The sequence below is a fragment of the Streptomyces luteosporeus genome, from assembly GCF_039532865.1.
Classification (GTDB): Bacteria; Actinomycetota; Actinomycetes; order Streptomycetales; family Streptomycetaceae; genus Streptomyces; species Streptomyces luteosporeus.
The window spans coordinates 294,834-314,381 of sequence record NZ_BAAASL010000001.1; the positions used below are offsets into that span (position 1 = coordinate 294,834).

Annotated in this window: 17 protein-coding genes; 14 read left to right on the top strand and 3 right to left on the bottom strand. The window is 73.9% G+C overall.

From position 1 onward, the window contains the following. The first annotated feature begins 23 nt into the window (after positions 1 to 23). The 6 genes from ABD361_RS01360 to ABD361_RS01385 all read left to right on the top strand — a co-directional run bounded on the left by ABD361_RS01360 (position 24) and on the right by ABD361_RS01385 (position 8,719). Positions 24 to 1,124 carry an ATP-binding protein gene (locus ABD361_RS01360; protein WP_344432710.1) on the top strand — a complete coding sequence of 367 codons (1,101 nt, stop codon included), beginning with the start codon at positions 24 to 26 and terminating at the stop codon, positions 1,122 to 1,124. Further along, positions 1,121 to 3,418, top strand: coding sequence for a DUF5682 family protein (locus tag ABD361_RS01365; protein WP_344432711.1), 2,298 nt, complete (start codon positions 1,121 to 1,123; stop codon positions 3,416 to 3,418). Before ABD361_RS01360 ends, ABD361_RS01365 begins: the two co-directional genes overlap by 4 nt. Then, entirely contained in the window at positions 3,415 to 4,575 is a 1,161-nt protein-coding gene (locus ABD361_RS01370) for a VWA domain-containing protein (protein WP_344432712.1), read from the top strand. The genes ABD361_RS01365 and ABD361_RS01370 overlap by 4 nt, the downstream gene beginning before the upstream one ends. Positions 4,576 to 4,795: 220 nt before the next feature. After that, on the top strand, positions 4,796 to 5,971 hold the full coding sequence (gene sucC, locus ABD361_RS01375) for an ADP-forming succinate--CoA ligase subunit beta (RefSeq protein WP_344432713.1): 1,176 nt from the start codon (positions 4,796 to 4,798) through the stop codon (positions 5,969 to 5,971). Positions 5,972 to 5,991: 20 nt separating this feature from the next. Further along, a complete protein-coding gene (sucD, locus tag ABD361_RS01380) occupies positions 5,992 to 6,876 on the top strand; it encodes a succinate--CoA ligase subunit alpha (RefSeq protein WP_344432714.1) in 885 nt (294 codons plus the stop codon). Between the two features lie 172 nt (positions 6,877 to 7,048). Next, a complete protein-coding gene (locus tag ABD361_RS01385) occupies positions 7,049 to 8,719 on the top strand; it encodes a cell division protein PerM (protein ID WP_344432715.1) in 1,671 nt (556 codons plus the stop codon). A gap of 160 nt (positions 8,720 to 8,879) precedes the next feature. Here the strand turns inward: ABD361_RS01385 and ABD361_RS01390 are convergent, their stop codons facing one another. Beyond that, entirely contained in the window at positions 8,880 to 9,572 is a 693-nt protein-coding gene (locus tag ABD361_RS01390; protein ID WP_344432716.1) for a hypothetical protein, read from the bottom strand. Positions 9,573 to 9,798: 226 nt separating this feature from the next. Between ABD361_RS01390 and purN the strand changes: the two genes are divergently transcribed. Both purN and purH read left to right on the top strand, forming a co-directional pair. Continuing rightward, positions 9,799 to 10,428, top strand: a complete 630-nt coding sequence (gene purN / locus ABD361_RS01395) for a phosphoribosylglycinamide formyltransferase (RefSeq protein ID WP_344432717.1) — start codon at positions 9,799 to 9,801, stop codon at positions 10,426 to 10,428. A 23-nt stretch (positions 10,429 to 10,451) separates the two neighbouring features. Next, a complete protein-coding gene (gene purH, locus ABD361_RS01400; protein WP_344432877.1) occupies positions 10,452 to 12,002 on the top strand; it encodes a bifunctional phosphoribosylaminoimidazolecarboxamide formyltransferase/IMP cyclohydrolase in 1,551 nt (516 codons plus the stop codon). Between the two features lie 59 nt (positions 12,003 to 12,061). Here purH and ABD361_RS01405 read toward each other — a convergent pair whose 3' ends face one another. After that, positions 12,062 to 12,658, bottom strand: a complete 597-nt coding sequence (locus ABD361_RS01405; RefSeq protein WP_344432718.1) for a hypothetical protein — start codon at positions 12,656 to 12,658, stop codon at positions 12,062 to 12,064. Positions 12,659 to 12,869: 211 nt separating this feature from the next. Here ABD361_RS01405 and ABD361_RS01410 point away from each other — a divergent pair, with 211 nt between their 5' ends. Together ABD361_RS01410 and ABD361_RS01415 are read left to right on the top strand one after the other, a co-directional pair. After that, entirely contained in the window at positions 12,870 to 13,739 is an 870-nt protein-coding gene (locus tag ABD361_RS01410) for a bifunctional methylenetetrahydrofolate dehydrogenase/methenyltetrahydrofolate cyclohydrolase (protein ID WP_344432719.1), read from the top strand. Next, positions 13,729 to 14,169, top strand: a complete 441-nt coding sequence (locus ABD361_RS01415) for a DUF3017 domain-containing protein (protein ID WP_344432720.1) — start codon at positions 13,729 to 13,731, stop codon at positions 14,167 to 14,169. Before ABD361_RS01410 ends, ABD361_RS01415 begins: the two co-directional genes overlap by 11 nt. Positions 14,170 to 14,255: 86 nt before the next feature. Here ABD361_RS01415 and ABD361_RS01420 read toward each other — a convergent pair whose 3' ends face one another. Further along, complete coding sequence (locus tag ABD361_RS01420) at positions 14,256 to 14,684, bottom strand: hypothetical protein (protein ID WP_344432721.1); 429 nt, start codon at positions 14,682 to 14,684, stop codon at positions 14,256 to 14,258. Positions 14,685 to 15,003: 319 nt separating this feature from the next. Here ABD361_RS01420 and ABD361_RS01425 point away from each other — a divergent pair, with 319 nt between their 5' ends. The 4 genes from ABD361_RS01425 (at position 15,004) to ABD361_RS01440 (ending at position 19,530) form a co-directional block, all read left to right on the top strand. Then, entirely contained in the window at positions 15,004 to 15,801 is a 798-nt protein-coding gene (locus ABD361_RS01425) for a helix-turn-helix domain-containing protein (RefSeq protein WP_344432722.1), read from the top strand. Continuing rightward, positions 15,798 to 16,643 (top strand): helix-turn-helix domain-containing protein, encoded by an 846-nt coding sequence (locus ABD361_RS01430; RefSeq protein WP_344432723.1) that lies wholly within the window; start codon positions 15,798 to 15,800, stop codon positions 16,641 to 16,643. The genes ABD361_RS01425 and ABD361_RS01430 overlap by 4 nt, the downstream gene beginning before the upstream one ends. A 439-nt stretch (positions 16,644 to 17,082) precedes the next feature. Then, a complete protein-coding gene (locus ABD361_RS01435) occupies positions 17,083 to 18,225 on the top strand; it encodes a helix-turn-helix domain-containing protein (protein ID WP_344432724.1) in 1,143 nt (380 codons plus the stop codon). Between the two features lie 315 nt (positions 18,226 to 18,540). After that, positions 18,541 to 19,530 (top strand): malate dehydrogenase, encoded by a 990-nt coding sequence (locus ABD361_RS01440; protein ID WP_344432725.1) that lies wholly within the window; start codon positions 18,541 to 18,543, stop codon positions 19,528 to 19,530. Positions 19,531 to 19,548 lie beyond the last annotated feature (18 nt).

Consider the following 19,548-nt stretch of genomic DNA (forward strand, 5'->3'; position numbering starts at 1 on the left):
AGCGCACGACGAGGGGGACATCCGTGACCGTGCCCGGAACCGAGACCCAGGCCCTGCGACCGCACGCCGAGGACGCCTTCGCCGGCGAGCTGAAGGCCCTCGCCGCGGCCGACGACCGTCCCAGGCCCGCGCGGTGGAGGCTGTCGCCGTGGGCCGTCGCCACCTACCTGCTCGGCGGCACGCTGCCCGACGGCACCGTGATCACGCCGAAGTACGTCGGCCCGCGCCGCGTCGTCGAGGTGGCCGTCACCACGCTCGCCACCGACCGGGCGCTGCTGCTCCTGGGCGTGCCCGGCACCGCCAAGACGTGGGTGTCGGAGCACCTGGCCGCCGCCGTCAGCGGCGACTCCACCCTGCTGGTGCAGGGCACCGCAGGCACGGCGGAGGAGGCCGTCCGCTACGGCTGGGACTACGCCAGGCTGCTCTCCCACGGCCCCGGCCGCGAGGCCCTCGTGCCCAGTCCCGTCATGCGCGCCATGGCCCAGGGCACGACCGCCCGCATCGAGGAGCTCACCCGCATCCCGGCCGACGTGCAGGACACGCTCATCACGATCCTGTCCGAGAAGACCCTGCCCATTCCCGAGCTGGGCCAGGAGGTGCAGGCCGTGCGCGGCTTCAACCTCATCGCCACCGCCAACGACCGCGACCGCGGCGTCAACGACCTCTCCAGCGCGCTGCGCCGCCGCTTCAACACCGTCGTCCTGCCGCTGCCCGCCACCGCCGAGGAAGAGGTCGGCATCGTCGCCCGCCGCGTCGACCAGATCGGCCGCTCGCTCGAGCTGCCCGCCGCGCCGGACGCCGTCGAGGAGATCCGGCGCGTGGTGACGGTCTTCCGCGAACTGCGCGACGGGGTGACCGCCGACGGCCGCACCAGACTCAAGTCGCCCTCCGGCACGCTGTCGACGGCCGAGGCCATCTCCGTCGTCACCGGCGGCCTCGCGCTGGCCGCGCACTTCGGGGACGGCGTGCTGCGCGCCGGCGACGTGGCCGCCGGCGTCCTCGGCGCGGTCGTCCGCGACCCGGCGGCGGACCGCGTCGTCTGGCAGGAGTACCTGGAGACGGTCGTACGCGAGCGCGCCGGCTGGAAGGACTTCTACCGCGCCTGCCGCGAGGTGAGTGCGTGACCGGGCCCGCGCTGCTGGGGGTGCGCCACCACGGCCCGGGCTCCGCCCGGGCGGTGCGCGCGGCCCTGGAGCGGCTGCGGCCGGCCGCCGTGCTGGTCGAGGGACCGCCGGAGGCCGACGCCCTCGTCCACCACGCCGCCGATCCGCAGATGCGTCCGCCGGTCGCCCTGCTCGCCCATGTCGCCGGCGACCCCGGCCGGTCCGCCTTCTGGCCCTTCGCACGCTTCTCGCCCGAGTGGGTCGCCATCCGCTGGGCCCTCGACCACCGGGTGCCCGTCCGTTTCATCGACCTTCCCGCCGCGCACACCCTGGCCCTGGGGGAGCAGGACGACGGCGAGCAGGCCGGGCACGACCCGCTGGCGTTGCTCGCCGCGGCCGCCGGTCACGACGACCCCGAGCAGTGGTGGGAGGACGTCGTCGAGCACCGCCGCGACGACGATCCCTCCCACGACCCCTTCCCCGACCCCTTCCATGCCGTCGCCGAGGCCATGGGCGCACTGCGGGCGAGCCTGGGCGCGGCCGCCACCGGCGGGCGCGACGCCCGGCGCGAGGCGTACATGCGCCTCGAACTGCGCCGTGCCCGCCGCGCATTCGGCGACGGCATCGCCGTCGTGTGCGGCGCCTGGCACGTGCCCGCCCTCACCGGGAAGCACACCGTCACCGCCGACCGGCAGCTGCTCAAGGGGCTGCCCAAGGTCAGGACGGAGCTGAGCTGGGTGCCCTGGACCCACCGCCGGCTCGCCCGGCGCAGCGGCTACGGCGCCGGCATCGCCTCCCCCGGCTGGTACGCCCACCTCTTCGAGGCCCCCGACCGGCCGGTGGAGCGCTGGATGACCGCCGTCGCCCGGCTGCTGCGCGCCGAGGACCATCCCGTCTCCTCCGCGCACGTCATCGAGGCCGTACGGCTCGCGCAGACCCTCGCGGCCGTGCGCGGCCGTCCCCTGCCCGGGCTGGGCGAGACCGTGGACGCCGTGCGGGCCGTGATGTGCGAGGGCTCCGACGTCCCGCTCGCCCTGATCGGCGACCGGCTCGTCGTCGGCGACGACTTGGGCGAGGTCCCCGCTGCCGCACCCGCCTCGCCCCTGCAGCGCGACCTCGCCGCACTGCAGCGCAGCCTGCGGCTCAAGCCCGAGGCGGCCGCCCGCGACGTCGACCTCGACCTGCGCAAGGACACCGACGCCGCCCGCAGCCGGCTGCTGCACCGCCTGCGGCTCCTCGGCGTCGCCTGGGGCGAACCGGTCCGCTCCCGCGGCGGGCTCGGCACCTTCAAGGAGCCGTGGCGGCTGTGCTGGGAGCCCGAGCTGTCCGTGCGGCTCGCCGAGGCGTCCGCCTGGGGCACCACGGTGGAGGGCGCGGCGACGGCCCGGGCCGTCGCCGCGGCCGGGGAGGCCACCGCCCTCGCCGACGTCACCACCCTCGCCGAGCAGTGCCTGCTCGCCGGGCTCGGCGACGCCCTGCCCGACGTCATGCGCGCCCTCGCCGACCTCGCCGCCCTCGACTCCGACGTCGGCCACCTGGCGCAGGCCCTGCCCGCCCTCGTACGCGCCGTCCGCTACGGGGACGTGCGCCGCACGGACACCGCCGCCCTGGCCGGGGTGGCCGCGGGCCTGGCGGAGCGCGTCTTCGTCGGACTCCCGGCCGCCTGCTCGGGCCTCGACGCGGACGCCGCGGCCGGCATGCGCGGCCACGTCGACGCCGTCCACCAGGCGGTCGGCCTGCGGGCCGGGGCCGGGGCCGGTGACGGCGGCATGCGGGAGCGGTGGTCGGCCGTCCTCGCCACGCTCGCCGGGCGCAACGAGCTGCCCGGCGGCATCCGCGGCCGGGCCGCGCGGCTGCTGCTCGACGACGGCCGGCTGGAGGAGGAGCGCGCCGCCCGCCTCATGGGCCTGGCCCTCTCACCCGGTACGGACCCGGCCGAGGCCGCCGCCTGGATCGAGGGCTTCGTCGGCACCGGCGCCTCCGGCGGCATGCTCCTGCTGCACGACCAGCGCCTGCTGGGCCTGGTCGACACCTGGCTCACGGGCGTTGCGCCGGACGCCTTCCCGGCCGTCCTGCCACTGCTGCGCCGCACGTTCGCGGCCTTCGACCCGGGCATGCGCCGGGCCCTGGGCACCCGCCTGCGCCACGGCGCCGCCGCCCCCGCCCCGTCCGCCTCCGCACCACCGGGCTTCGCCCCCACCCGGGATCCCGCCCGCGCAACCGCGGTCCTGCCGACCCTGCGCCTGCTCCTGGGCCTGCCCACCCCCACCGGGCCGGCCGGGGCCGCATCCGACACCGAAAGGGCATCCGCATGACCGCCGACAGTCAGAACAGTCAGGGGAGCCCCGACCCCGTCGCCGAGCGGCTGCGCCGCTGGCGGTTGGTGCTCGGTGGGGAGCAGGACGGCACCGGGGCCGGGCTGCAGTCGCAGGACGTGGCCGTCGATCGCACGCTGGAGGCCGTCTACGGCGGTGGCGGTGCGGGGCTCGGGGGCTCCGCGCCGCGCGTGGTCCGGTGGCTGGGGGACATCCGTACGTACTTCCCCGCCTCCGTCGTCCGGGTGATGCAGCGTGATGCCATCGACCGCCTGGGGCTGTCGACGCTGCTCCTGGAGCCGGAGATGCTGGAGGCCGTCGAGGCGGACGTCCACCTCGTGGGCACGCTGCTGTCGCTGAACAAGGCGATGCCGGAGCGCGTGCGGGCGACCGCCCGGGCCGTCGTCGGCAAGGTCGTCCGCGAGCTGGAGGCGCGGCTGACGCAGCGCACCCGGGCGACCCTCGCCGGCGCGCTGGAGCGGTCGGCCCGCACCAGCCGGCCGCGGCACCGCGACATCGACTGGAACCGCACCATCCGTGCCAACCTCAAGAACTATCTGCCCGAGTACGGCACGGTCGTCCCCGAGCGGCTCGTCGGCCACGGCCGGGCCGCGCGGGCGGTGCGCAAGGAGGTGGTTCTGTGCGTCGACCAGTCCGCTTCGATGGCTCCCTCCGTCGTGTACGCCTCCGTCTTCGGCGCCGTCCTGGCGTCGATGCGCTCCCTCGACACCCGGCTGGTGGTCTTCGACACGTCCGTCGTGGATCTGACCGACCAGCTGGCCGACCCGGTGGACGTGCTCTTCGGCACGCAGCTGGGCGGCGGCACCGACATCGACCGGGCGCTGGCCCACTGCCAGTCCCGCATCACCCGCCCGGCGGACACGGTCGTGGTCCTGATCAGTGATCTGTACGAGGGCGGGATGCGCGGCGGCATGCTCAAGCGGGTGGCGGCGATGAAGGCGTCGGGCGTGCAGTTCGTGGCGCTGCTGGCGCTGTCGGACGAGGGGGCGCCGGCGTACGACCACGAGCACGCGGCGGCCCTGGCGGCGCTGGGCGTCCCGGCCTTCGCCTGTACGCCCGACCTGTTCCCGGAGGTGATGGCGGCGGCGCTGGAGAAGCGTCCGCTGCCGGTGCCGGCGGGGCGCCCGGCCGGCTGATCACGCCGACGGGTGATCGCAGCATGCTGTGAGCGTAATCACGGCCGGAGTGTGACCTGCGATTTAGGGGTCGCCCTCCCGCGGGGATAACCTGCGAGACGGACATGCCGCGTCAACGGTGAACGTGTGCCGCCCTCGTAATAGATCGCGTCCTCACGCTGCCCCGCGGCACGCCCGCGCAGACAACGAACCGCGATATCCAGAAAAGGGACGGACGCGCGTGGACCTGTTCGAGTACCAGGCGAGGGACCTCTTCGCCAAGCACGGTGTACCGGTGCTGGCCGGTGAAGTCATCGACACGCCTGAGGCGGCGCGCGAGGCCACTGAGCGTCTGGGCGGCCGTTCGGTCGTCAAGGCTCAGGTGAAGGTCGGCGGCCGCGGCAAGGCCGGCGGCGTGAAGCTGGCCGCCACCCCGGACGAGGCCGTCGCCCGCGCGACGGACATCCTCGGCATGGACATCAAGGGCCACACGGTTCACAAGGTCATGATCGCCGAGACCGCTCCGGAGATCGCCGAGGAGTACTACGTCTCGTACCTCCTCGACCGCACCAACCGCACCTTCCTTGCCATGGCGTCGGTCGCCGGCGGCATGGACATCGAGGAGGTCGCGGCCACGACCCCCGAGAAGCTCGCCAAGGTGCCGGTCGACGCCAACGAGGGCGTCACGATCGACAAGGCCCGCGAGATCGTCGCGCAGGCCGCCTTCCCGGCCGAGGTCGCCGAGCAGGTCGCCGAGGTCCTCGTGACCCTGTGGAAGACCTTCGTCGCCGAGGACGCGCTCCTCGTCGAGGTCAACCCGCTCGCCAAGGTCGCCGACGGCCGCGTCATCGCGCTCGACGGCAAGGTCTCCCTGGACGCCAACGCCGCGTTCCGCCAGCCCTCGCACGAGGAGCTCGAGGACAAGGCCGCCGCCGACCCGCTGGAGGCCGCGGCCAAGGCCAAGGGCCTGAACTACGTCAAGCTCGACGGCCAGGTCGGCATCATCGGCAACGGCGCGGGTCTCGTCATGAGCACCCTCGACGTCGTCGCCTACGCCGGTGAGAACCACGGCGGCGTCAAGCCCGCCAACTTCCTCGACATCGGTGGCGGCGCCTCCGCCGAGGTCATGGCCAACGGCCTGGAGATCATCCTCGGCGACCCGGACGTCAAGTCCGTCTTCGTCAACGTCTTCGGCGGCATCACCGCCTGCGACGCGGTCGCCAACGGCATCGTCCAGGCCCTGGCCCTGCTCGAGTCCAAGGGCGAGAAGGTCGAGAAGCCGCTCGTCGTGCGCCTCGACGGCAACAACGCGGAGCTGGGTCGCAAGATCCTGACCGACGCCAACCACCCGCTGGTGCAGCAGGTGGACACCATGGACGGCGCCGCCGAGCGCGCCGCCGAGCTGGCCGCTAAGTAAGGGACGAGGTCACCAGAAACATGGCTATCTTCCTCACCAAGGAATCCAAGGTCATCGTCCAGGGCATGACCGGCTCCGAGGGCCAGAAGCACACCAAGCGCATGCTGGCTTCCGGCACCAACATCGTCGGTGGCGTGAACCCGCGCAAGGCCGGCACGACGGTCGACTTCGACGGCACCGAGGTCCCGGTCTTCGGCTCCGTCAAGGAGGCCATGGAGAAGACCGGCGCCGACGTCACGGTCATCTTCGTCCCGGAGAAGTTCACCAAGGACGCCGTCGTCGAGGCCATCGAGGCCGAGATCGAGCTGGCCGTCGTCATCACCGAGGGCGTCGCGGTCCACGACACCGCCTCGTTCTGGGCGCTGGCCCAGGCCAAGGGCAACAAGACCCGCATCATCGGCCCCAACTGCCCGGGTCTGATCAGCCCCGGCCAGTCCAACGCGGGCATCATCCCGGCCGACATCACCAAGCCCGGCCGCATCGGTCTGGTGTCGAAGTCCGGCACCCTGACCTACCAGATGATGTACGAGCTGCGCGACATCGGCTTCAGCTCCTGCGTGGGCATCGGCGGTGACCCGATCATCGGCACCACCCACATCGACGCCCTCAAGGCGTTCCAGGAGGACCCCGAGACCGACCTGATCGTCATGATCGGCGAGATCGGTGGCGACGCCGAGGAGCGGGCCGCGGACTTCATCAAGGAGCACGTCACCAAGCCGGTCGTCGGCTACGTGGCCGGCTTCACCGCGCCCGAGGGCAAGACCATGGGCCACGCCGGCGCCATCGTCTCCGGCTCCTCCGGCACCGCGCAGGCCAAGAAGGAGGCCCTCGAGGCCGCGGGCGTGAAGGTCGGCAAGACGCCGTCCGAGACCGCCCTCCTGGCGCGCGCCGTCCTGGCCGGCTGACACCGGTAGCGACACGCCGCACGGGCCCGTCCCCCCTCGGGGGTACGGGCCCGTGCCCGTACCCCGGGACCCGTACGGCCCCTGCGACTCGTGCGACCCGTACGGCCCGTACGACACGACGGTCAAAAGGCGGCTACCAGCTCAAAAGCCGCGTTCTTGGCAGCATGGCCCTGTGAGCCACTACGCCGAGCAGGCCGAGCACGGGACGTCGTCACCGACGTACCGGCTGCCCGCCACGGCCGCCACGTCGGCCAGCACGGCCTTCGTCGGCGGAGTGCTCGCCGCCGGCCTCGGACTCGGCGCCTTCGCCATGGTCGTCCTCGCCATGTGGATCACCTCCCCCTACCCCGACAGCGGCCCCGGCGGAGCCCTGCGCATCGCCGCCGACCTGTGGCTGGCGGCCCACGGCGCCGCCCTCGTGCGCACCGAGACGCTGCCCGGCCCCGCCGCGCCCCTCGCGCTCACCCCGCTGCTGTGCGCCCTCGTGCCCTGCACCCTGCTCTACCGCGCCGCCCGGCACGCCCTCGAACCGCCCGAGGACATGCCGCCCGAAACCCCCGGCCCACCGCCCCGCGCCGCCTTCACCGCCATGGCCGGCGGCTACCTGCTCGTGGCCCTCGCCGCCGTCGTCTACGCCTGGTCCAGCCCCGTACGGCCCGACGCGCTCAGCGCGCTGCTGCAGCTGCCGCTGGTGACGGGCGCGTTCGTCGGCGCCGGCGTGTGGACGGCCGCCGGCCGGCCCGGACTGCCCGCCCCGCCCTTCGTACGCCGCACCGTGCCCGGACGGCTGCGCGGCTGGTTCACCAAGGCCCACCTCGCCGGCGTCGTCCGCGCGGCCGCCGTCACGACGGCAGTGCTCCTCGGCGGCGGACTCCTCCTCGTCGGCGGCGCCCTCGCCCTGCACGCGGGCGCCGCCCAGGAGGCGTTCGTCCAGCTGGCACCCCGGTGGTCGGGACGGGTGGCCCTCGCCCTCGCGAGCGCGGCCCTGCTGCCCAACGCGGCCATCTGGGCCGTGGCCTACGGGCTCGGGCCCGGCTTCACCGTCGGCGGCGGCAGCCTCGTGGCACCGCTGCACCCCACGCCCGACCGGCCCCTCCTGCCGCGCTTCCCCCTTCTCGCCGCACTGCCGTCGCCCGGCGAGGCCGGCCCGCTCGTCCTGGCCGCGGCCGCCGCCCTGGCCGCCGCTGCCGGCATCGCCCTCGCCCGCAGCGCCGTACCGCGCCGCGAACCGGCGGGCTACGGACTCGTCGCGGCGACCGCGGCGCTCGGCGCCCTGCTGTGCGGAGCGGTGATGACGGTCCTGGCGTACGCGGCGTCGGGCGCCATCGGCAACGGCACGCTCGCCTCCTTCGGCCCCCTGTACTGGCACACGGGGGCCGCGGCGGCGGCCTGGTCGGGCGCCATCGGCGTACCCGGGGCACTGGTGGTGCGGTGGCGCCGCCGCGCAGCGCGCAACGAGCCACTGCGGGACGAGGAAGGGGAACCGGTGCCGGTGCTCAAGGGGTGGCGGCGGGTGGGGTGGCTGCTGGGCCTGGCGGTCGAACCGGAGCCGGCGGTGCCGGCGGCGCCGATGCCTGATGCGGCGCCCGAGCCGGAGCCGGAGGCCGCGAAGCCGCGGCGGAGCTGGTGGCGGTCGCTGCTCGGGTGGTTCGGCTTCCGCGCCCCGGGAGAGGCGAAACCGCCGGCGCCGGACGAGGACGTCGTCTACGAGCCGGAGACGCTGCCGCTGATCTCGACGCGGCACGTGCGGCCGGCGGGGGAGGCGGAGCGCCGCCGGCGCTGGGCGGAGCTGAAGGATTCGGGCGGCGGCATCATGACCGATTTCCCCCCGGAGGAGCGCTGAGCGGGCCGGTTGCTGCCCGGTGGGCCGGTTTGTGCCCACCCGTTCCGCCCTGCGGAACGATTGCCCACAAACCGGCAGGGCCGGGGGTCCGGGGGCGGAGCCCCCGGTTTCGGGAAGGGGCGGGGTGGGGGAAGGCCCCGCAGGGCCCACCCCCCACCGCTCAGTCCTGGTTGTCCAGCAGCGGGCGGAGTTGCTTCGGCAAGTGCGTCTCGCACGCCGCCTTCGACGCCTGCGTCAGCGCGTCGTCCACGCACGTGTAGTAGTCGCGGTACGCGATGTGGAAGGCGAACGTCGCCGCCACGATCGCCAGCGCCAGGCCGCCCGTGACCAGTCCGCTCACCGCCGCCGTGGTCTGCGGCCGCAGGCCGCCGGGGACGGGTGGGGGCGCCGGGGTGTCGGGGCCGGGCGGCTTCGGTTTGGCGCGCAGGGAGCTGACGCCCCAGTAGACGGAGAGGGCGCCGAGGAGCAGGGCCACCTGGGGGATGCTGAAGAGGGCGAAGAAGAAGCCCCACATGCCGGCGAGGAGTGCGTAGCGGGCGCGCCGCTGGGCGGGGTCGGTGGGGTCCCAGCGCAGGCCGCCGGGGCCGCCGGGGCCGTTGCCGGGTCCGCCGCCGAAGTCGCCGCCCTGCCGGCCGGGCTGCCGGTTGCTCCACTGGCTGCCCCACGCGGGTGGCTGCTGCTTGTCGCGGTCGGGTTCGCCGGGGCCGGAGTCCGAGCCGGAGTCGTCGGAGTCGCCGGACGGGAGGCGCGGCTGCCAGGGCCGGTCCTCCCGGCCCTCCGGCGGTGCCGCGAAGGGATTGTCCCGGGTGTCCCGGGTGTCCCGGTCGTCGTCCCGCTCATGCATGTGGGGCATGTGGAGTGTGTCTTCCCCTTGATGGTCGTCCTGCGTCGAGCGTACGGCGACGCGTCCCGTGCCGACGCTACCCGGCGGGCGTGCCCCCGTCCCGTGGGGCCGGTTCCGCGTGCCGGTATCGTTGCTGGCGGTCGGCGGCTTCGTAGGGTCCCCCGTATCCGGCAGTGCCCTGCTTTCGTACGACCGCACAAATCGCAGCACCCGCACCCGCGAGAAAGGGCCTGCCGTGGCCGCCCCTGCTGGACGTCCCGCCCGCGTCGTCGTGCTCGTCTCCGGTTCGGGCACGAACCTGCAAGCGCTGCTCGATGCCGTGGCCGCCGATCCCGAGGGCTACGGCGCCCGTGTGGTGGCGGTCGGTGCCGACCGTGCGGGGATCGCCGGTCTGGAGCGGGCGGAGCGCGCCGGGCTGCCGACGTTCGTGTGCCCGGTGGCGGAGTACTCCTCGCGGGATGCGTGGGACGTCGCGCTGACCGCGGCGACCGCGGCGTACGAGCCGGACCTGGTGGTCTCCGCCGGTTTCATGAAGATCCTCGGCAAGGAGTTCCTGGCGCGCTTCGCGGGCCGGGTCGTGAACACCCATCCCGCGCTGCTGCCCAGTTTTCCCGGCGCCCACGGTGTGCGCGACGCCCTCGCGTACGGCGTGCGGGTGACCGGGTGCACGGTCCACTTCGTCGACGAGGGCGTCGACACGGGCCCGATCATCGCCCAGGGCGTGGTCGAGGTCCGGGAGGACGACGACGAGTCCGCGCTGCACGAGCGGATCAAGGAAGTCGAGCGCACGCTGCTCGTCGATGTCGTGGGGCGTCTCGCCCGCGACGGCTACCGCATAGAGGGACGAAAGGTAAGGATCCCGTGACCGCCGAAGTGACCGCCGAAGGTATGAAGCGGCCCGTCCGCCGGGCGCTGGTCAGCGTCTACGACAAGGCCGGGCTGGAGGAGCTGGCCCGTGGCCTGCACGAGGCCGGCGTGGAGCTGGTCTCCACCGGTTCGACGGCCGCCCGGATCGCGGCCGCGGGCGTGCCCGTCACGAAGGTCGAGGAGCTGACCGGTTTCCCGGAGTGCCTCGACGGCCGGGTCAAGACCCTGCACCCGCGCGTGCACGCCGGCATCCTCGCCGACCAGCGCCTGGAGGCGCACCGGGCGCAGCTGGAGGAGCTGGGCGTCGCCCCGTTCGAGCTGGTGGTCGTCAACCTCTACCCGTTCCGGGAGACGGTGGCCTCCGGTGCCTCCCCGGACGAGTGCGTCGAGCAGATCGACATCGGCGGTCCGTCGATGGTCCGCGCCGCGGCGAAGAACCACCCGTCGGTCGCCGTCGTGGTCAACCCCGGCCGGTACGCGGAGGTGCTCAAGGCCGTCGCGGACGGCGGTTTCGACCTCGCCGCCCGCAAGCGCCTGGCCGCGGAGGCGTTCCAGCACACGGCCGCGTACGACGTGGCGGTGGCCAACTGGTTCGCCACCGGCTACGCGGCCGCGGACGACAGCGGTTTCCCGGAGTTCCTGGGCGCCGCCTTCTCCCGCTCGAACGTGCTGCGCTACGGCGAGAACCCGCACCAGCCCGCCGCCCTGTACACGGACGGCAGCGGCACCGGCCTGGCGGCCGCCGAGCAGCTGCACGGCAAGGAGATGTCGTACAACAACTACGTCGACACCGAGGCCGCGCGCCGGGCGGCGTACGACCACGCCGACCCCTGTGTCGCGATCATCAAGCACGCCAACCCGTGCGGCATCGCGACCGGCGCGGACGTCGCCGAGGCGCACCGCAAGGCCCACGCCTGCGACCCGCTGTCGGCGTTCGGCGGTGTGATCGCCGTCAACCGCCCGGTCTCCGTCGCGATGGCCGAGCAGGTCGCGGAGATCTTCACCGAGGTCGTCGTCGCGCCGGACTACGAGGACGGCGCGGTCGAGATCCTCGCCCGCAAGAAGAACATCCGCGTGCTGCGCTGCCCCGACGCCCCGTGCGCGGTGAAGGAGGCCCGGCCGGTCGAGGGCGGGCTGCTGCTGCAGGAGAAGGACCGCCTGCAGGCCGGTGGCGACGACCCGGCGAACTGGACGCTCGCCACCGGCGAGGCGCTCGGCGCCGAGGAGCTGGCCGAGCTGGCCTTCGCCTGGAAGGCCTGCCGCGCGGTGAAGTCGAACGCGATCCTGCTGGCCAAGGGCGGTGCCACGGTCGGCGTGGGCATGGGCCAGGTCAACCGCGTGGACTCCGCGAAGCTGGCCGTCCAGCGGGCGGGCGAGGAGCGGGCCCGCGGTTCGTACGCCGCCTCGGACGCGTTCTTCCCCTTCCCGGACGGGCTGGAGGTGCTCACGTCCGCGGGCGTGAAGGCCGTGGTCCAGCCGGGCGGCTCGGTCCGCGACGAGCAGGTCGTGGAGGCCGCGAAGGCGGCGGGCGTGACGATGTACTTCACCGGCACCCGCCACTTCTTCCACTGACGCGCGTAAGGGCCGCGCCCCAATGGGGCGCGGCCCTTACGGCCGGTGCACCGACGGAATCAGTAGCGGGGGCGCTGGAACCATTCCGCCGACGTCCGCTTCGCAGCGAAAACGATCACCAGGATGGAACCGACGAAGGTGATCAGACCGAGGCCGTAGACGCCCAGCGTGAAGATGCCGCTGATGATGCCGAAGGAGGCGTAGACGATCGAGCCGACGCGCACGCCGTTGCGGCCCTTTGCGTAGCGCAGGGCCAGGACGAAACCGATGATCGCGAAGATCGCGGCGAGTGCCACGAAGAAGGAGATGACGCCCTTGCTGACGTCGGCGATGGTGTCCACGTCGACCGTGTCGCCCCGGGCCGTGGTGACCGTGCCGTTCGTTCCGGCGTCGCGGACCGCGTCGCTGATCTTGTTCGCGGCGTACGCGAAGAAGCCCGCCACGATGACGTGGATGACGGCGATCACGAGGAGCAGGACGTTCGCCGCCTTGGTGAGGCCCGGCATCGCCACCGGCCCCTGCGGCATCGGGTAGCCGCCGGGTGCCTGCGGGTACGCGCCGTACGGCGGGGGAGCCTGCTGCGGGTATCCGTAGCCCGGCGCGGGCGGCTGCTGCTGCGGGGGTCCGTAAGGGTTGTTGGGCTGGCCGAAGCTCATGGCGGGGAATTCCTTCGTCGACGTCGTGCGGGGACGACGCGGGCTGCCCGACGGGTGAGCCGGCTCGGCGGCCTTCCCCCCGGCTCGATGCCCGCGGCACGCCGATCATCGTTATTTGACATTCGAATTTTGTCCAGCTGATACCGCCCTATGCCTTTGTTCCTTTGGTGCAGATTGGAACCGGGGCCACTCGATCCGCGAGGATGGAAACATGACCGCCCAGATTCTCGATGGCAAGGCCGCCGCGGCCGCGATCAAGTCCGAACTGGCCTCCCGCGTGGAGGCGCTGAAGGCCCGGGGCGTCACCCCCGGCCTGGGAACGATCCTGGTCGGCGACGACCCCGGCAGCCAGAAGTACGTCGCGGGCAAGCACCGCGACTGCGCCGAGGTCGGCATCGCGTCGATCCAGCGCGAGCTGCCCGCCACCGCCACGCAGGAGGAGATCGAGGCGGTCGTCCGGGAGCTCAACGAGGACCCGGCCTGCACCGGCTACATCGTCCAGCTGCCGCTGCCCCGCGGCATCGACGAGAACCGCGTCCTGGAGCTGATGGACCCGGCCAAGGACGCCGACGGGCTGCACCCGACCAACCTCGGCCGGCTCGTCCTCAACGAGCCCGCCCCCCTGCCCTGCACCCCCAACGGCATCATCACGCTCCTGCGCCGGCACGGCGTCGAGCTGAACGGCGCCGAGGTCGTCGTCGTCGGCCGCGGCGTGACCATCGGCCGCCCCATGCCGCTGCTGCTGACCCGCCGCTCGGAGAACGCCACCGTCACCCAGTGCCACACCGGCACGCGCGACCTGGCCGCCCACCTCAAGCGGGCCGACATCATCGTGGCGGCGGCCGGCGTGCCGCACCTGATCAAGCCCGAGGACGTCAAGCCGGGCGCCGCCGTCCTCGACGTCGGCGTCAGCCGCGACGAGAACGGAAAGATCGTCGGCGATGTGCACCCGGGCGTGCACGAGGTCGCGGGCTGGATCTCCCCCAACCCGGGCGGCGTGGGCCCGATGACCCGCGCCCTGCTGCTGGTCAACGTCGTGGAGGCCGCCGAGCGCGCCGCCGGAGCCGCCGATGAGCACTGAGGGCAAGGAGCCGCGCCGGGGGGCCGGTGACCGGCCCGCCGGCCGGCTCACCCGCCGCCCGCCCCGGGTCACCCGCGACACCGCGCGCCCCGAGGGCGGCGGCCGCGCCGCGCCCGGCGGCGCCCCCGCCCCGGCCCGGCAGTGGCCGCTCCTGGCGGTGCTCGGCGTCACGGGGCTGGGCCTGCTGATCGTGGCGTTCGACGCGTTCCGCGTCGGCACGCTCGTGGTGGGCCTGGCGATGCTGGGCGGCGCCGCGCTGCGCTGGTGGCTGCCGTCGGTGGGCTGGCTGGCGGTGCGCTCCCGCTTCACGGACATGCTCACGTACGGCGGGATGGGCGCGGCGATCGTCCTGCTGGCGCTGATGGCCCAGCCGCACGCGTGGCTGAGGATCCCCTTCCTCGCGGGGATACTCCACTTCACGGTGCAGTGAGCGGCTCGGCGCCATGAGCACGCGACGGCGGCCCGTCCTCTCCCCCGTGAGAGGACGGGCCGCGCGCCGCTTCCCGCGGATCAGGCTCAGTGCGCGTCGAAGGCCCTCGCGTACAGGGAGTGCTTCGGCCCGGAGATCCGCAGGCGGATGTAGTACGCGTCGCCGGCGCGCACGTCGCCCGTCACCACCTGCTTCTCCGCGCCGTCGGCGCACCAGTCGGAGCCGTTGCTCCGGCCGACGACCTTGCGGTCCTTGGTGCGCACGATCTCGGCCTTGATCTTGGCGCCGTCGTGTCCGTAGCAGCCGTAGACAATGTGCAGGTTGCCGCGGTCGGGCACGAAGTCCGGCGTGGACCACTTGTTGGTCGGTCCGTGCGGCTGGTTGAAGAGCATGTGCCAGCCCTGCGTCCCGGCCCCGGCGGCCGGTGCGGCCTGGGCCGCGGGGGCGGCCAGCGCGAGGCCCGCTCCGAGGGCGGCCGTGGCGGCCGCGGCGGCGATGCTCCTGCGTGCGTTCATGGTCGGTTCCTCCCGTTGGTGTGGCGGCCGGTGCGGGGTGGACCGCACCGGCCGCTGGGTGCAGGAATGACTGTGATGCGCCACATCCGCAACGGCCAGTGGATCTCGGGGATTTGGGACGCGGCGGGACGTCCCTGCCGCTGACCTGGGGGGACGCCGCGTCCCAGGACGCCGCCGCGGGACGCCGGGCGGCTCGCCCGCGTGACCGGAAACCGTGCCGCCTGCCCGCAGGCGCGGGAACCGGGGGCTGCGGCTCGCCATCATGTGCGCACGGAGGCATCTCGCCTCCGGGGGAACGCGTGCGCGTATGGGGTGGAACATGACGCGTTGGACGGAGCTGCCCGGCTCGCTCGACGAGAGCGTGAGCCGGCTGGTCGTGCAGCTCAGAAGACTCAAGGACCACAGCGGGCTCAGCCTGTCCTCGCTCGCGGCCAAGACGTCGTACAGCCGTTCGTCCTGGGAGCGGTACCTCAACGGCAGGGCGCTGCCACCGCGCGAGGCCGTGGAGCAGCTCGCCCGGTTGTGCGGCGCCGACGTCCCGCGGCTGCTGGTGCTGCACGAAGTGGCCGAGCAGAGCTGGGCGCAGGAGAGGCAGGAGAAGGAGAAGAAGGAGCCGGACGCGCAGGACGCGCAGGACGCGCAGGGGGCGCCGCCCGTCGATGCCGGCCCCGGGCCGGCGCCCGCCGGGCACCGCGCCGGGCGGTGGACGGCCGTCCTCGTCGGTGCCGTGGTCGTGCTGGCCGTCGCCCTGGTCTCGGTGCTGCTGCTCACCCGTCCGTGGGAGGAGGACGACGGGCCGCCGTCGTCGGGTGGTGACACCCCGGCCCCGTTCGTCTTCGTGCAGGGCCGCTCCCGCCCGTGCGACGTGGAGAAGAAGGGCGGTGAACTGCGCGCCGGTTACAGCTCGACGCACACCACGCTGATGGACCTGAAGAGTTCGGGCTGGGAGGTGCTGGAGGCGCAGTGCCTGCTGCGGTACCACGGTTACGACCCGGGGATCACGGACGGCTCCTACGGGGAGCGCTCGAAGGCCGCCGCCCAGCGCTTCCAGAAGGACCGCGGCCTGGTCGTCGACGGCATCGTGGGGCCGGACACCTGGGAGGAGCTGCGCCGGTGAGCGGCGGGGCGCCCCTCCCGGCGGAGTGCGAGCGGCTGGCGGCCGGGTTGCGGGAGCTGAAGGACCGTACGGGGCTGAGCCTGGCCGCGCTGGGGCAGCGCACCTCGTACAGCAAGTCGTCCTGGGAGCGCTGCCTCAAGGGCAGGCAACTGCCGCCGCGGCAGGCGGTGGAGGCCCTGTGCCGGCTGGCGGGCGAACCGCCGGAGCGGCTGCTGGCGCTGTGGCAGCTGGCGGAGACGGCCTGGAGCGGCCGCGCCGGTTCCGCACCGCCGGCGCGGGAGACGGCGCGGGAGCCGGGCCGGGAGCCGGCGCTGCGGCAGGTGCGTGCGGAAGCCCCCACCAGGACCCGCCCGAAGCGGGTGTACGTGCTGTCGGGCGCCGGTGCCCTCGTCGCCGCCGTCGTGCTGCTGCCGGTGCTGCTGTCCGGCACCGGGCAGGACGCGGAGGTACGGGATTCCCGCAGCGCGGCGGCCGAGCAGCTCTCCGAGCCGGGGTGCAGGGGGCAGGGGTGCGACGGTGCGAACGCCTACGACATGGGGTGCGGCGCCCAGGGCATGGTGGTCACGCTGCTCAAGCAACGGGCGAGCGACGGTCAGCGCCTGGAGATCCGCTACGCCGAGCGCTGCGGGGCGGTGTGGGCGCGGGCCATGGGCCTGCACCTGGGCGACCGGGTCGAGCTGCGGCTGCCGGGTGCGGGGACGAAGGCGGTCACGGCCGCGAGCCGGCGGGAGACGGAGACGTACGTGTCGACGCCGATGACGGTCACCGGGGACCCGAACCGGGCCGAGGTCTGCCTGGTGCCGGCGGCGGGCGGCCGGCAGGAGTGCTTCGGCCGCGTCTGAGGCGACGCGGCCTGAAGTCGTCGCGTGGGAAGCGTGGCAAATGGGTAGGAAGAGGGTGTCGGAGTGCCGATGGCCGGTCCTCCACCCCCGTGGGAGGACCGGCCACCGGCCACCCTTCGAGGATCATGATCGCGACAAGCCGGAGCAAGGTCGGCGGTGCCGCTGTGGCACGCGCGTGACCGTTCCGGTACGAGGTCGCCCTTTCGTAGCAAGGGTGCCCGGACGTGTCACCGAACGGTGACAGGCGGCGCGCACGCCGCATGCCCGGGCGTGCGCCGGGGGCGCGCGCCCCACCGCGTGGATCAACCCCGAATGCTCTCGTGCGCCGGGTCCCCGGGAACTGACATGCTGATCCGAGGCATCCCCATGGGTAGCCGGAACCAGGCCGTGGAAGGGCGACGGGAGACCGCCGTACGCCACCGGGGGACAGGGGAGGGCAATGCCACGTTGGAGGGCGCTACCGGACGAACTCGATCCGCAGGTGCGCGAGTTCGCCGAACAGCTGCGCAGACTCGTCGAGCGCAGCGGGCTGAGCATCGCCGCCGTCGCCGACCGCACCGGGTACAGCAAGACGTCCTGGGAGCGCTACCTGAACGGCAGGCTGCTGCCGCCGCGCGGCGCGGCCGAGGCCCTCGCGGAGGCCACCGGCACCGATGTCGGGCACCTGGGCACGCTGTGGGAGCTGGCCGAGCGGGCCTGGAGCCGCTCGGAGCTGCGGCACGACGTGACGATGGAGGCGATCCGGGTCGCCGAGGCGCGCGCGGCCCTGGCCGGCTTCGGCACGCCGCCCGCGAACGGCGCCGCGGCCGCGCCCCGTACGGCCGCGCTGCACGGCGAGGGCCTGGGGGAGGGCCCGGACGGCACCGACCTCGGGCTGCCGCGGACGCCGGGCGCCGCCGACGTGCGGGACAAGGCCATTCCCGTACGGAAGCAGCGCAAGCCGAAGCGGTCGCGGAAGCCCAAGGAGGAAGCGGGCCCGTCGGAGCCACCGCAGGCGCAAGCGCCCCCGCCCCCCGGCCGGTTCGGCCCGCCCGCGGCCGCCCCGCCGCCCACCCGCCGCCGCAACGCGGTGCTGTTCGCCGTGGGCGCCGTGGGGGCGCTGTTCGTCGTCGCCGCGGTCGTCCTGCTGGTCGGCGCGGACGACAAGGGCAGGACGGCGCCCGGCGCCGCCGCCACGCCCAGCGTGTCCGTCGCGCCGTCGCTGCCCTCCGGCGTGCGGTGCACCGGGGCGGACTGCGCCGGCAAGGACCCGGAGAGCATGGGCTGCGGCGGCCGGCACGCCACGACGGCCGGCTCGGTGACGGTCGGCGCGGCGTACCTGGAGGTCCGCTACAGCGAGGTCTGCGGGGCGGCCTGGGCGCGCATCACGCAGGCCGGCCCGGGGGACACGCTGCGGATAACGTCCGCGGGGAGCGCCGGGGGCACGGAGAGCGGGCGGGTCGACCGGGGTGCGGACGGCCACACGCGCATGGTCGCCGTGTCCGACTCCCGGCAGGCGTCGGCGTGCGCAGCCCTGGTCTCGGGCCGCACGGGCTGCACGAAACGCCTCGCGGCGCAGAGCGCCCTGGGCCCACTGGGCTAGCCCCGCAGGGGCGCGGGGAACTGCGCGACAAGCCACGACGCGCCCGCAGGCGGGATGCCGTGCTTCGCCCGCTGCAGGCCGTCGGTGGCTGATCGCGCAGTTCCCCGCGCCCCTACGGGGCGCCGGACAGGCCCGGCGGCGCCGGTGCGGCACCGTGGTCCGCGAACCGTCCGCAAGGACGGTGAGGTGTTGCACACCGGGTCGGGGGTGCGGGGCGGGCGCGGTCGGATAGCCTGACGCCGGATCTCTTGATACCGAGAGAGATCCGCACACCTTGGGCAGGGACACCCACCAGCCAGTTCGCAGGAGACCGCCATGACCCGCACTCCCGTCAATGTCACCGTCACCGGCGCCGCCGGTCAGATCGGCTACGCGCTGCTCTTCCGCATCGCCTCCGGTCAGCTCCTCGGCGCGGACGTGCCCGTGAACCTGCGCCTGCTGGAGATCCCGCAGGGTCTGAAGGCCGCCGAGGGCACCGCCATGGAGCTCGACGACTGCGCCTTCCCGCTGCTGCGCAACATCGAGATCACCGACGACGCGAACGTGGCGTTCGACGGCGCCAACGTCGCGCTGCTGGTCGGCGCCCGTCCCCGTACCAAGGGCATGGAGCGCGGTGACCTGCTGGAGGCCAACGGCGGCATCTTCAAGCCGCAGGGCAAGGCCATCAACGACCACGCCGCGGACGACATCAAGGTCCTGGTCGTCGGCAACCCGGCCAACACCAACGCCCTGATCGCCCAGGCCGCCGCGCCGGACGTGCCGCGCGAGCGCTTCACCGCGATGACCCGTCTGGACCACAACCGCGCGCTGTCGCAGCTGGCGAAGAAGGCCGGCGTGGGCGTCTCCGAGATCAAGAAGCTGACGATCTGGGGCAACCACTCCGCCACGCAGTACCCGGACATCTTCCACGCCGAGATCGCCGGCAAGAACGCGGCCGAGGTCGTGAACGACGAGCAGTGGCTCGCCGACACCTTCATCCCGACCGTGGCCAAGCGCGGTGCGGCGATCATCGAGGCCCGTGGCGCCTCCTCGGCGGCCTCCGCGGCGAACGCCGCCATCGACCACGTGCACACCTGGGTCAACGGCACCGCCGCGGGCGACTGGACCTCGATGGCCATCCCGTCGGACGGCTCCTACGGCGTGCCCGAGGGCCTGATCTCCTCCTTCCCGGTCGTCGTGAAGAACGGCACCTACGAGATCGTCCAGGGCCTGGAGATCAACGAGTTCTCCCGCACCCGCATCGACGCCTCGGTGCAGGAGCTGGTGGAGGAGCGCGACGCCGTTCGCGAGCTCGGCCTCATCTGACCGAATTTCGCCTGGTCT

Bases quoted from the DNA above. Each gene is read 5' to 3' on its own strand.
- ABD361_RS01410 (WP_344432719.1), top strand. From the start codon at position 12,870: ATGACCGCCCAGATTCTCGATGGCAAGGCCGCCGCGGCCGCGATCAAG.
- ABD361_RS01390 (WP_344432716.1), bottom strand. From the start codon at position 9,572: ATGCCCCACATGCATGAGCGGGACGACGACCGGGACACCCGGGACACC.
- ABD361_RS01405 (WP_344432718.1), bottom strand. From the start codon at position 12,658: ATGAGCTTCGGCCAGCCCAACAACCCTTACGGACCCCCGCAGCAGCAG.
- purH (WP_344432877.1), top strand. From the start codon at position 10,452: ATGAAGCGGCCCGTCCGCCGGGCGCTGGTCAGCGTCTACGACAAGGCC.
- ABD361_RS01420 (WP_344432721.1), bottom strand. From the start codon at position 14,684: ATGAACGCACGCAGGAGCATCGCCGCCGCGGCCGCCACGGCCGCCCTC.
- ABD361_RS01370 (WP_344432712.1), top strand. From the start codon at position 3,415: ATGACCGCCGACAGTCAGAACAGTCAGGGGAGCCCCGACCCCGTCGCC.
- ABD361_RS01425 (WP_344432722.1), top strand. From the start codon at position 15,004: ATGACGCGTTGGACGGAGCTGCCCGGCTCGCTCGACGAGAGCGTGAGC.
- ABD361_RS01440 (WP_344432725.1), top strand. From the start codon at position 18,541: ATGACCCGCACTCCCGTCAATGTCACCGTCACCGGCGCCGCCGGTCAG.
- sucD (WP_344432714.1), top strand. From the start codon at position 5,992: ATGGCTATCTTCCTCACCAAGGAATCCAAGGTCATCGTCCAGGGCATG.
- ABD361_RS01435 (WP_344432724.1), top strand. From the start codon at position 17,083: ATGCCACGTTGGAGGGCGCTACCGGACGAACTCGATCCGCAGGTGCGC.
- ABD361_RS01415 (WP_344432720.1), top strand. From the start codon at position 13,729: ATGAGCACTGAGGGCAAGGAGCCGCGCCGGGGGGCCGGTGACCGGCCC.